General features: G+C 61.3%; 11 protein-coding genes. 4 read left to right on the top strand and 7 right to left on the bottom strand.

Going from position 1 to position 12419, the window contains the following annotated elements:
* Window positions 1-75: 75 nt before the first annotated feature.
* Both HMPREF2749_RS01815 and HMPREF2749_RS01820 read right to left on the bottom strand, forming a co-directional pair.
* A complete protein-coding gene (locus HMPREF2749_RS01815) occupies window positions 76-1236 on the bottom strand; it encodes a sucrase ferredoxin (protein ID WP_070593229.1) in 1161 nt (386 codons plus the stop codon).
* Window positions 1237-1451: 215 nt separating this feature from the next.
* Window positions 1452-2075, bottom strand: coding sequence for a TetR/AcrR family transcriptional regulator (locus tag HMPREF2749_RS01820; protein ID WP_070593232.1), 624 nt, complete (start codon window positions 2073-2075; stop codon window positions 1452-1454).
* A 158-nt stretch (window positions 2076-2233) separates the two neighbouring features.
* Here HMPREF2749_RS01820 and HMPREF2749_RS01825 point away from each other — a divergent pair, with 158 nt between their 5' ends.
* Window positions 2234-3451, top strand: coding sequence for an ABC transporter permease (locus HMPREF2749_RS01825; RefSeq protein ID WP_233992306.1), 1218 nt, complete (start codon window positions 2234-2236; stop codon window positions 3449-3451).
* Between the two features lie 132 nt (window positions 3452-3583).
* On the opposite strand, the gene HMPREF2749_RS01830 is transcribed toward HMPREF2749_RS01825, so the two are convergent.
* Window positions 3584-4411: a UDP pyrophosphate synthase gene (locus HMPREF2749_RS01830; protein ID WP_070593234.1), complete on the bottom strand. Its 828-nt coding sequence runs from the start codon at window positions 4409-4411 to the stop codon at window positions 3584-3586.
* A 358-nt stretch (window positions 4412-4769) separates the two neighbouring features.
* Here HMPREF2749_RS01830 and HMPREF2749_RS01835 point away from each other — a divergent pair, with 358 nt between their 5' ends.
* The 3 genes from HMPREF2749_RS01835 (at window position 4770) to HMPREF2749_RS01845 (ending at window position 7556) form a co-directional block, all read left to right on the top strand.
* Entirely contained in the window at window positions 4770-5162 is a 393-nt protein-coding gene (locus tag HMPREF2749_RS01835) for an RNA-binding S4 domain-containing protein (RefSeq protein WP_005504266.1), read from the top strand.
* Between the two features lie 75 nt (window positions 5163-5237).
* Window positions 5238-6686, top strand: a complete 1449-nt coding sequence (locus tag HMPREF2749_RS01840) for an MATE family efflux transporter (protein WP_049341995.1) — start codon at window positions 5238-5240, stop codon at window positions 6684-6686.
* A gap of 213 nt (window positions 6687-6899) precedes the next feature.
* Window positions 6900-7556 (top strand): NAD(P)H-dependent oxidoreductase, encoded by a 657-nt coding sequence (locus tag HMPREF2749_RS01845; protein WP_049332370.1) that lies wholly within the window; start codon window positions 6900-6902, stop codon window positions 7554-7556.
* A 290-nt stretch (window positions 7557-7846) separates the two neighbouring features.
* On the opposite strand, the gene HMPREF2749_RS01850 is transcribed toward HMPREF2749_RS01845, so the two are convergent.
* From HMPREF2749_RS01850 to HMPREF2749_RS09450, 4 genes are all read right to left on the bottom strand, one after another.
* Complete coding sequence (locus tag HMPREF2749_RS01850) at window positions 7847-10378, bottom strand: heavy metal translocating P-type ATPase (protein ID WP_070593236.1); 2532 nt, start codon at window positions 10376-10378, stop codon at window positions 7847-7849.
* A 204-nt stretch (window positions 10379-10582) separates the two neighbouring features.
* Window positions 10583-10969, bottom strand: a complete 387-nt coding sequence (locus tag HMPREF2749_RS01855) for a hypothetical protein (RefSeq protein ID WP_049352915.1) — start codon at window positions 10967-10969, stop codon at window positions 10583-10585.
* Window positions 10970-10998: 29 nt separating this feature from the next.
* Window positions 10999-11214, bottom strand: coding sequence for a heavy-metal-associated domain-containing protein (locus HMPREF2749_RS01860; protein ID WP_044150011.1), 216 nt, complete (start codon window positions 11212-11214; stop codon window positions 10999-11001).
* A gap of 63 nt (window positions 11215-11277) precedes the next feature.
* Complete coding sequence (locus HMPREF2749_RS09450; RefSeq protein WP_049352916.1) at window positions 11278-11703, bottom strand: metal-sensitive transcriptional regulator; 426 nt, start codon at window positions 11701-11703, stop codon at window positions 11278-11280.
* Window positions 11704-12419 lie beyond the last annotated feature (716 nt).

Raw genomic sequence — 12419 nt, forward strand, 5'->3', positions numbered from 1 at the left:
TTTGTTGTCCAAGAAACGGGAGGCAGTTCAAAGGTGCCCGCCGGGGCTTCGCGCTGTCTACATCATGCGCGGGTTTTAGAGCTGATGCAGTGCGAGCAGCTCGCGGCTGAAAGCATCCGCGGGACCCTTGCCACACGAGTTGGGGCGCGGCTCAAGGGCGACCCGCTCGAAGAAGGTGACCCAGGTGCGTCCGTCGGTGTGGGAGGTGAGCGCCGCCTCCATGGTGGGGTGTTCGGAGAAATCTTTAGGCGAGAACGCCGCAAAAAATTCAGGGGAGAATTCAGTGCTTGTCTCGACGTTCACATCGACGCCCGCCTCGCGGAGCGCAATGAATGCCTCCCGCCCCGATGTTTCACGTGAAACCAAACCTCCAGAGGTTACTTCTTCACCCTTTTTCTCCAGTTCGAGGCGTACGGCAACCTCCGCCGCCTGCTCCACCGGGGTATCCGTGCTGCGGCCTCGCAGGCCGTGCAGCGACGGAATGGCACGGCCCGCCAGCGACAGGTACGCCGCCAGCGCCGAAGGCTCCGAGAGGCGACCGTAGGTGTAGCCGGTGGGCAGCATAATGCCAACCGGGGCAAAGCGGTGACCACCCGTATGCGAGCACTCCCAGACCGCATTACCCGGCAGGATATCCGCCAGGTGCGCCGCAATGGGGCGACCGCGCAGGGCACAGCAGCGGTCACGCTTGGAATGGGTGCACACCAGGATGAGGGGCGAATCCATGAGCTCCGCGCCGGTTGCCTGAATCAACTCCTCCGGGTTGTCCAGGGGTAGGTCAAGCAGTTGCTCAGGGGTGCTCACACTGAAGGAGTAGAGGCGTTCCTCGCCGGGGGTTGAAATCGCGTAGAACACGCGGTGGGTGAGGTTGCCCTCCGCGTCGGGTTCGCCGTGCAGCGCACGGCGCTGCTCGCCCGGCTGGTGGATGAGAAGGAACTTGAGCTTTGCGCGGTCGACGGCTTCTTTGAGTGCCGCCGAGAGCTCCTCACCGAGGGCGGAGCCGTCGAGCACGTCGCGGCCCCAGTGCCCGGTGTGTTCGAGCACCAGCCAGGCGGCGGTGCGTCCGGCGGTGCCGCCGAGCGCCTCGTCGTCGTAGAGGGAACAGGAGTCGGCGGGAATCTTGGTGGCACGGGTGCGTGAAGAGAGCTCGTCGGCGTGCGCGGCGCGCAGGTTCTTCAGCTCGGCGGGGTTGGTGGCGCGCGGCTCGGGGGTGGCGGGGGCGCAGAATTCGGTCATCGTTTTCTCGATTTCGGGTGAACTGTGGGCGGGTTCAACGTGCCGCAAGGGCACGGGCGCTGAGGTGCAAGGGTACGGGGTGCTTCACCAGGCTACGGCGCTTAAATGCAGAAAAACAACCGTGAGAGGGTGAATTTCAGGGGCTTTAGGTCTAATAGCGGATTTATAGACCTTTCTACAATAACCCGAAAATCTGCAGATACTCCCCGTGCCTCCTACTCGGGTAGCAGGCTCATTGCCACGCGGTAGAGGCGGTCCTTTTCCTCGGGGGCGCCGAAGAAGGAGCGGAGCATGTACCCCTGGAAGACCATCATGAAGGCGTCTGCGGTATCGCGGGCGTAGTCGGTAATGAGCGCCTCCTGTTCGGAGGTGCGCTGCGCCGGATCGGGGTTGATCTCGTGCAGAACGCTCAGCTGTTCAGCTGCCCAGGGGGTAAGGGTCTTTACGATGATGCCCTGCAATAGAGGCATGGTGTCTGCGGTTGCCCTGGCGATTTCGGGTGCGTGGAGCGATTTGGCGCGGATGCGCAGCATGGCGGAGAAATTGTCGTTTACCAGCTGGTTCGTGTGGATGGTTTCGAGAATATCCTGGGGGCCTGCGCCTTCGGGGAGTGTTTCGTAGAGCTCCTTGACGTTGTTGAGGCGCTCGTTGATGGCGGTAATGAGGATGTCTTCTTTGCCGGAGAAGTGCGAGTAGATGGACCCGGAGGACAGTCCGGAGGCTTTGATGATGTCGCTCATGGAGGTGTTGGTGTAGCCCTTTTCGAGGAAGCAGCTAATGGCGGCTTCGATGATTTGGGCTCGGCGTGCGGCTTTGGTGGCGTCTGTTAGTCGGGGCATGGTTCCAGTCTAGGGGGTGGGGCTAAAGAACGCGTAAACACAACACTGATTCTTTTTGTGACTTTACAAACAAAATAGCTATTTTGTTTGCACTCGGTAAAAATCGAGAGTAGAGTTCTGACTCGTAAACGAAATAAGCATTTTGTTTGGAGATTGTCATGAACAACGAAACCGCCACCGCAGTCACCGCAGAAGCAGTGACCGCCGCAGCCACCCAAGCTGCCGCATCCCAGAAGATCGCGGCAAAGAGCATTGCAGAAACAAGCACGCAAGAAACCACCGACCGTTCCTCCTGGCTCAAGGTCATCACCACCTCCGTACTATCATCCTTGGTGGTAGCACTCATCGTCCTAGCTTTCACCTGGCCCACCAAGACCATGGAAGCAAAGAACCTGCCCGTCTCTATCGCAGGCCCCGAGGTGACCGTCAGTCAGTTTGAACAGTCCCTCAAAGACCAAGGTATTGAAACCTTCGACTTGAAGCAGGCATCCTCCCGCAAAGAGGCTGAACAGCAAATCAAGCAGCGCGAAACCTACGGCGCAATCATCTTCACCGAAGGCGCCGCCCCCGAAGTGCTGACCGCACCAGCCGCAAACGCCGCAGCAACCCAGATGCTCAACGGTGTTGCCACCCAGCTGAACGCGCAGATTCAGCAGAAGGCACTCGCCGCTAAGACGGAAGCCCTCACCCAGGCGGTGCAGACGGGCGGTGAACAGGGTGCGCAGGCCGCCGCCCAGCTGGAGCAGATGAAGGTGCAGGCCGAGCAGGCATCCGCAATGGCGGTGAAGACCACCGTCGTGGTACCCCTGAGTGAGAATGACTCCTCCGGTTCCGGTATCGCTATCTCCGCATTTCCGCTGGTCATTGGCGGTATTCTCGGCGGTTCCTTCTCCGTACTGCGCGTGAACGGCACCTGGCGCCGCTTCGCCACCGCAACCCTGTACTCCGTCATCGGTGGTGCACTGACCGCCCTGATTCTGAACGTCTGGTTCGGCATCATCCCCGGCGACTTCGCAACCCTGTGGGCTGCGTTCGGCGCTACCTACCTGGCGACCGCCTTCTTCATTGTGGGTGTGGGTGCACTGTCTTCGCCGCTGATTGGTCTCGCAGTAGGCGCGGTCATCACCATGTTCATTGGTAACCCGATTTCGGGCGCAAGTATGCCGAGCGTGTTCCTGCCCGGTGTGTGGGGGCAGATTGGTCAGATGTTGGTGCCGGGTGCCTCCTCGACTCTGCTGCGTTCGATTGCGTACTTCCCGGAGGTTGCAACGAGTGACCAGTGGCTGGTGCTTGGTTCCTGGATTGCGTTCGGTCTGCTGACCGGCGTGATTGGCTGGGCTCTCAAGGAGCGCCGCACCGCAACGGTGGAGGCATAACCACCGCGGGTTGGATAACCGGCGCAACGTAGCCGGCACAATATGGCCGGTGCAACGTATGAAGGGTGTGTGCCGTGTTCACTGAACACGGCACACACCCTTTTCTGTCGGCCAACCGGCTGTTATTCGCTGTTATTGGTTGTCGAGGACGTACTGCTTGAACTGCTCGTCCCGGCGCTTGAATTCTTTAAGCTCATTCTCCAGGGCTGCCTGGTTCTTGTCGACGAGCGGTTTCTGGTACTGCGCCTCCAGGTCGTAGAGCTTCTGTGAACGGCCTACATCCTGATTGCACTGCGCCTGGATGACGGCGATTCGAATTTCCTCTTCTGAGGGGGTGGTGCTCTGAGGAATATTCTTTTCTTCCTTGACGGTCATCTCACTATCGGGGGTGAGGCCTTTATCCTTGACGCATCGCTTCCATTCGTCGTCGAGGGACTTTTTGAGCTGTCTATCCCCAGCGGCGTTTCGAACGTCGGTCTCCACACGCCTATACGTGGCGGAGCCGAATGGTATCTCTCCAATTTTTGCCATCTCTTCGCTGGCGCGCTGGTAGCATTCGGTGCTGACATCTTTCCCAGGGTCGGATGAGGGTGCAGGGGAGGACAGATCCAGCGTATTCGATTCGTCGCGCTCGTGGAGGCCGTATTTTTGGGCGTGCTCAACGTTCCAGATTCCGTAGGTCCTGCCGAGGTTCCTGCCGGATCCCTCGGTGCGGACAAACATCTTGTAGTGCTGCCCGTGTTCGGCAAAGCACTTTTTGCGGGCGAGCTCAAGGGCTTTGGTGAAGTATTCGTCCTTGCCGTCGGTGTTGTAAGCGTCCAGGGGTAGGATCACCCGATCATTTTCTACGTCGAAAATCGCGCGGGCGCTTTCATCCTTCTCCAGCGTGGGACCGAAGGAACAAGAAGACAGCATAGTGCTGATGAGGGTAGCCGCCAGGAGCTTTTTCAAAGCTGACATGGTGTATATCCAATCTGTTACGGGGAGCCCGTGGCGTCGCGGCCACAACCCCCCCCGTAGACCACGCGAACTAGGTGGCCTTGAGAACACTTCTTGAGAAGGTGACTTAACAATACCCCTAGTGGATGCGGGTTTGTGCTCAATAGGGAGGTGCGTGCAATAGAAAATTTTCCGCCGCGTGGCGGGTTCGGTGCCGGTTGCGGCGCGGTTCGGCGAAGCCATGATGGAACCCCGCCGAAATCCTGTCGAAACCACGGCAAAAATACGGCGGAATCACTGTGAAAACGGCGGAGGGGTAGGAATCGCAGGCGGGCGCACCTGATTTGGTGCCCCGCCCGCCTCGCGCCACAATGAACACATGACCGCAGAAGACACCAACGCACTAACCAGCGCCAGGCTCGACCTCTGGCTCTGGTCGGTGCGCATCTTTAAAACCCGCTCCCTCGCCGCCGACGAATGCAAAGGCGGCCACGTGCGCGTCAACGACGCCCCCGCCAAACCCTCCCAAAAACTCAAAAAAGGCGACATTGTCAAGGTCCGCTACCCCGGCTGGGAACGCGTCTTCAAAGTCGAAAAACTCCTCGTCAAACGCGTAGGCGCGCCCATCGCCGTCACCTGCTACGAAGACCTTTCCGGCCCGCGCCCCGCCTACCTCTCCATGCCGCCGGTCGCCAAACGCGAACGAGGCAGCGGCCGCCCCACCAAGAAGGAACGCCGCGCCCTCGACGAACTACGCGGCCGAGGCGCCTAGCCGCGCCCATCTCGTAGAGTGCACCCCGCCCCGCGCGCAGGCACCCGCCGCGGCGGCGGGGAGTAGCCTAGAAGGATGAGCACACAGAAGCACCTTATGGCTGAATCCAGTAGTACCGAACCCGGCGGCACCGAACCCGGTAGCACTGCGCCCGGCGCGCCCGTGAAGAATACTGCCGAGCCTTCGCTGAACCGACGCATCCTCGCCCTCGCCGTACCCGCCTTCGGTGCGCTCATCGCCGAACCCATCTTCGTGCTCACCGACTCCGCCCTCATCGGCCAACTCGGCAAAGCAGAACTCGCGGGCATGAGCATCGCCGCCACGCTCGTCACCACGGTCGTGGGTCTCATGAACTTTCTAGCCTACTCCGTTACGCCCGCCGTGGCGCGCGCCTTCGGCGAGAAGAACCTGCGCCGCGCCTGGCAGATCGGTGTGGACGGCGTGTGGGTCGCCTTCGGCCTCGGCATGCTCCTCATGATCGCTGGATACGCCTTCGCCGACCCGCTGCTACGCGGCCTCGGCGCGACCGACGAAACCATCAGCTACGCCCTCGACTACCTGCACCACTCGCTCTGGGGCATCCCGCCGATGATGATTATCCTCGCGCAGGTCGGCACGCTCCGCGGGCTGCAAGACACCGTCACCCCGCTCAAAGTCGCCACGGTCGGCACGCTCGTGAACATTGTGCTGAACTGGCTGCTCATCTACCCGGTCGGCTGGGGCGTTGCCGGTTCGGCGACCGGCACCTCCCTCACCCAGTGGGGCATGGCTGCCGCCCTCGGCGTGGTCATGATGCGCGGCACCCGCGAGCACGCCGTCCGCTGGGCACCCGACGTAGCCGGCATGCGCTCGGTGCTCTCGCTCGGCTCCTGGCTCATGCTGCGCACCCTATCCATGCGCATCGCCTCCCTGCTGACCGTGTTCGTTGTGGCGCGATTCGGCACCGAACACACCGCCGCCTACCAGCTCGGCATGGGAGTGTTTAATCTCTTCCTCTACGCCCTGGACTCCCTCGCCATCGCCGCGCAGGCGCTACTCGGCAAGGAACTCGGCGAACGCGACCTGAACGTAGAATCCGAGCGCGTGAAGGTGCGCCAGCTGAAAAACCGGCTGCTGCGCATGAGCCTCATCTACGGCGTTATCACCGGCCTAATCTGCCCTCTCATCGGCTTCTTCGGCTCCTGGCTGTTCACTAAGGATGCGCAGGTGGCGTTCCTCTTCACCATCGCCACCGTTATCATTGCCCTCGGCCAGCCCATCGCCGCCTACGTGTTCACCCTGGACGGCATCCTCATGGGCGCGCAGGACGTGAAATACCTGGCAATCGGCTGCTTCATCATGCTCGTCATGTACGTGCCCGTCATGCTCGGCCTGCACTGGGCGGTCGGCAACGGCACCATGGATGCGCTCGCCGGGTATTGCGGCTTGTGGGCGGCGTATATTCTGTACTTCCAGGGAATCCGCGCGGTCATTTTTGGTCGCCGCGCCTCCTCGGATGTGTGGATGAAAGCCGGTGCCGAGTAGGGGCATCATAGGAGGTGCTGGGCAGGTGCGCTCTGGGCGCCTTGGGTACCAGCCCACCGGCTTCGTACACCCTGTAATACGACACCGGCAATACGGTCCCGCCGCTCGCGGGCGTATTTCCTGCAGGCGTAACTGACCACATTTTCCGCCACCCGCACCCTCCGCGGGTGTAGCATGACAGGATATTGAAACCCTCATGCAAAGGATGAAACCGTGACCGTAACCCGCGAAGAAGCCCTCGAAATTTTCGCCCGCCGCCGCGCAACCCGCGCCTACGACCCCGACCGCCGCATCAGCGATGAAGACTTCGCCGCAATCCTCGAATTTGCGCGCCTGTCGCCCAGCTCCGTCGGCACCGAGCCGTGGAAGTTCCTGGTCATCCAGGACCCCGAACTGCGTGAAAAGCTCAAGCCGATTGCCTGGGGTATGGCGGGTGCCCTCGACGACGCAAGCCACCTGGTCGTACTGCTGGCGAAGAAGGGTCTGCGCTACGACACCCCGTGGATGCGCCGCACTCTCGAAAGCCGCAACCTCACCGAGGAGCAGATGGAGGCCGCACTCGAGCGCTACGGCAACTTCCAGAAGAACGACATGAAGGTCCTGGAAAGCGACCGCGCGCTCTTCGACTGGGCATCCAAGCAGACCTACATCGCCCTGGGCAACATGATGACCGGCGCCGCAATGCTCGGCATCGACTCCTGCCCCATTGAGGGTATGAACTACGAGGCAGTGAACGAGCTGCTCACTTCTGCCGGCCTGTTCGACCCGGAGGAGTACGGCGTGTCCGTGGCTGTGACCTTCGGTTACCGTGCCCGCGAGATTGCCCCGAAGAGCCGCCGCTCCATCGAGGACCTGGTGACCTGGGCCTAAGGTTCTGCCCGGTTCTCGGTGAGGTTTTCTTGCCGGGTTTTGGAGCTCGGACTGTTGAGCTCGGGTTTTCGGGAGGGGCGTTTGAGCCAGGCTTTTGAGCTCGTTGTTCAAGCTAGGCGTTCAAGCCGCCGCCCGTGAAAACTGAATATAAAGAAATGCACCGCCTTTACACGGGCGGTGCATTTCTTTATATCTTTTACCGTGCGAAAAGCACGGCGAGATATGCTTTTGAATTTTTCGTTCAGGCTATTTCAATAGCTAATGTTTGGGCAATTTCGCGTTATGTTTCGCTACTTCCTAAACGCCGTCAGACGCATAGAATTCAGCACCACAAACACCGAACTAAACGCCATTGCCGCACCCGCAATCATCGGGTTCAGCAGGCCCGCCACGGCGACCGGAATAGCCACCGTATTGTAGGCGAACGCCCAGAATAGGTTCGACTTAATGGTGCGCAGCGTAGCGCGGGAGAGGCGCAGCGCCGTCACCACCGAGGCAATATCCGAGCGGGTCAGCACAATATCGGCAGCCTCCGCGGCAACGTCCGTGCCCGAACCCATCGCAATGCCCAGCTCCGCAAGAGCCAGCGCCGGGGCGTCATTCACGCCGTCGCCGACCATCGCCACGCGGTGACCGGCGGCCTGCAACTTCTCAACCACCTGCGACTTACCCTCCGGGGTCACGCCGGCGTACACGTTCTCAGCCGAAATGCCGACCTGCGAGGCGACCGCCTGCGCAACCTGCGGGGCGTCACCGGTGAGCAGGATCGGCTCCAGGCCGAGCTCACGCAGCTGTGCCATGGTCTCTGCAGCCTCCGGCTTGGGGGTGTCGGCAACCGAAATCATGCCGACCGGTTGCAGAGCGGAGGTGCTGCTCGGGGCCTCATTCGGGGCCTCGTCAGGGGCCTCGCCGCGGGCGACAACCACCGTCGTTAGACCCGCCCGGCGAGCCTGATCCAGCAGAGCCAACTGGCCCTCACTCAGCTGCGCACCTGCCGCCTGCAGGTACTCGGGAGTACCCACAACAACCAGTCGGGAGGCGCCATTCTCGGTGCTTTCCTTGGCACCGTCACCCGCGCCGCTCAGCACGCCGCGCACGCCTCCGGGAACACCCTCAAAGCCGCTCACACTCGGCGCCGAAGCACCCTCAGCCAGCACACCCTGCTCACGGGCAAAACCGGCAATCGCGCGGGCAATCGGGTGCTCACTCAGCGCCTCCACGGCGGCGGCATCACGCAGAACAGACAGGGAACGCTCATTCTTGGAATCTGCGGATTCCGGCGAAATACCGGCAAAGTCACCCGCCGACTCATAGTCGTCAAAAGTGCCGTAGAACGCCACAGACATCTCACCAGTCGTCACGGTACCGGTCTTATCCAGAACCACACGATCAACCGTGCTCGTCGCCTCCAGCACCTGCGCATTACGAATCAAAATGCCCAACTGCCAGCCGCGACCCGTACCCGCCAACAGCGCCGTCGGAGTCGCCAAACCCAAGGCGCACGGGCACGCCACCACCAGCACCGACACCGCCGCATTAAACGCCGCAGCACCATCACCAGACACCAGCCACCAACCGACCAGAGTCAGCGCCGAAATCGCCAAAATCACCGGCACAAACACTGCAGAAACACGGTCTGCCAGGCGGGCAATCGGAGCCTTCGTCTCCTGGGCGCTCGCCACCAGCTCACCCATTTTCGCCAGGGTCGTCTCGGTGCCCACGCGGGTCGCACGCACCGTCAACGAACCAGACGTATTCACCGTGGCACCCGTGACCGTATCGCCCGGATGCACCTCCACCGGCACAGACTCGCCGGTCAGCAGGGACGCATCCACCGCGGAGGTACCCTCGACCACCACGCCGTCCGTGGCAATCTTCTCGCCCGGGCGCACCAGGAACAGGTCATCCGGCATGAGGTCCTCCACCGGAACCTGCACCTGCTTGGTCACGCCCTGCTTATCGGTGCGCAGCAGGGTCGCCTCCTTCGCGCCCATGCTCAGCAGGGTGCGCAGCGCATCCGAGGAGCGGTGGCGGGTGCGGTGCTCAATTGCGCGGCCAATCAGCAGGAACAGCGTCACCATGGACGCCGAATCGAAGTACAGCGGCGCATGGTGGCCGGTAAACATCGACCAGAAGCTGCCGCCCGCATGGTGCACGTGCGCCGTCAACGCCGGGTTCATGAGCAGCTGCGCCAGCGAATAGAAGTACGCCACGACCACGCCGAGGGACACGAGCGTATCCATCGTGGAGGAGCCGTGACGGGCATTGATGAGCGCGGCGCGGTGGAACGGCGCGGCGCACCAGAACGCGACCGGCGCGGTCAGAATCGCCACGACCCAGCCCCAGTTCGGGAACTGGAACGCGGGGAACATGGAAATCAGGAAGATGGGCACACCCAGAATCGTCGCGTAGATAATGCGGTCGGTGAAGCCGCCCTTCATGCTCGGGGTGGTGTGCTGACCGCCGCCGCCGGATGCGCTCGCGTTCGTTCCAGCGCCCGCGCGTGGCCCGTTCTTGAGGTGCGCCGTGTAGCCGGCGTTGTTGATGGTCTCAACAATCTGCTCGTCGCTCACGCCCTCGGGTACGATGACGCGCGCGGACTCCAGTGGCAGGTTCACCGCCGGGTCAACGCCGGGGATTTTGCGGAGCTTACGCTCCACGCGACCCACGCAGGATGCGCAGGTCATACCCTGAATATCCACGTGGATGATTCGGGTTGACTCCGTTGATTTTACGGTCGTTCCGGCGGAATTAAAAAGAGAGCGCTCACTCTGTAACGAGGGCTCACGGGTGGTTAGTGAAGGCTGTGTAGAAGACACAATACTTCCTCAAAACTCAAAAACGGGAGGGTAGAAAAAGGTACACACCAAGCCGGGGGAGGGGCCTCGAAGGACCCCGCCCCGGGCGGTGTTTGGTGCAGTATCAGGGGTGCAGCGTCGAGAGCGCGCGAGGGTGAAGCCACGGGTAAAACCGCGAGGCGGTAAACGCGGCGGCGAGCGTAGGGTTGCGGCTGTGAAAGCGGCGGCTCAGTGGTCGCCGGGCAGCCCATCCGGCCTGCTCGTATGCGGGCGAATACCGGTCACCTTCGTGCCACGATCAGACACACCGTACGCACGTTTCACGGTAGCCCGCGGGAACGGCGAAGCGTTCGCCTTCTCGCGCGCCTTCACGCCCTGCTCGTGCTCGGCGGAACGTTTATTCGCGCTCGTGCCGCTACGTCGCGCGGCGCCGGACGCATCTTCACGCGCCGTATATTCGGGACTCTGCTTCACCCACGAATCGACCAGCGCCGCATCCAGATTCATCTGCCTGGCAACGCGGGCAATCGCGTCGCGCAGGTGCATGTTTTCGGCGCCGACAAGGGTGCGGACCGCGCCAACAACCATCGCAATGTACTGCGGAGGGTAAGCCATGATGACTCCTAATCGAGCCGGCTGCCGCGCTAGACGGCGGGGGTGAAGCCAGCCTCCACGATAGCGTCCGCGACAGCCTGGGTGTTGAGGGTGCCCTCGTGCTCAATGGTCACGGTGGAGACGCCGTCCTTGACGACATCCACGGTCACGCCGGTCACGCCGGGAACTTCACTGACCTCTTCGCTGACGCTCATAGCGCAGTGGTTGCAGGTCAGGCCGGTTGCCTTAACGGTGGTGGTGCTCATGATGATTTCCTTTCGGTAATGGGTTGAAAACTTGGGTCCGCCCGGTGTTTAGGGGCAACGTGTTTAGCTGCGCATGAGGCGCGAGATCGCGGCGGTTGCCTCTTTGACCTTGGCCTCTGCGATGGTCGGGTCGCCGGTGCGTTCGGATTCGACGGCGGCGCCGGTCACGCAGTGGCCGATGTGCTCTTCAAGCAGGTTCAGGGAGACGGCGTGGAGCGCCTTGGAGACCGCGGCAACCTGGGTGAGGATGTCGATGCAGTACTTGTCTTCATCGACCATGCGGGCGATGCCGCGAACCTGCCCTTCGATGCGGCGCAGTCGCTTGAGGTGCGCCTCTTTGTTGGAGGCGTAACCGTGCTGGGTTTCGGGCGCCTCGCCGCCGCAGCATGCGCCGGTGTGCGCCTCAGTAGGTTCCTTGGCGGGTGCGTCGGATGCGGTGCTGACCTGGGCGGATGTGCTGTGGCAGCACTGGTTGCTGGTGATTTCCATGGTTCTAGTGTATACCCTAGGGGGGTATACTGCAAGGGGGTTTTACGGATTGTTACGCGGTGTGGGTGCGGGGGCTTGTCGATAGGGGATTCTTCGATAGGTTACGGCCCTGTCGATAGGTTAGTGTCTTCACTGCGGGTTAAAGACCCACCGTGAAGACACTAACCTATCGAAACCTCGGTCTAAAAAGCAGGCGGCCCGCGGAGGTGCTGCCTCAGCAGAATTTGTGCCATGGTTTAGTATCTTCGGTGATGAGTTAGTGACTTTAGGCTGGGGTTTTAACCATTACCAAAGACGCTAAGTCATGACCGAAATTGCTAAGTCATGACCGAATTTCTACCCGCGTGGAGGCACTGCCTCTGCAGAATTTGTGCCATGGTTTAGCGTCTTCTGCCATGGTTTTTAACTACGACCAAAGACACTAACCTATGGCACAAATCCGTAACCCATTACCAAAGACGCTAAGTCATTACTGAATTTTTACCGGCGGCGGGTAACTGGCTGTTTCGATAGGTTAGTGACTTTAATGCGGGTTAAAGACCCGCGGCGAAGACACTAACCTATCGAAAGTTCCCCCGGTCCTCCCTTATGAACGGCGAAAAGCCACATGTGTTTCGAGAAGCCACCAAAGAAGTGGCTTTTCGAAACACATGTGGCTTCTCAGCATAAGACCCACGGGGCTGATTTACATGTCGGGCCAGTCGCGGTGCAACGAA

Source organism: Rothia sp. HMSC075F09, from assembly GCF_001810515.1.
Lineage (GTDB): Bacteria > Actinomycetota > Actinomycetes > Actinomycetales > Micrococcaceae > Rothia.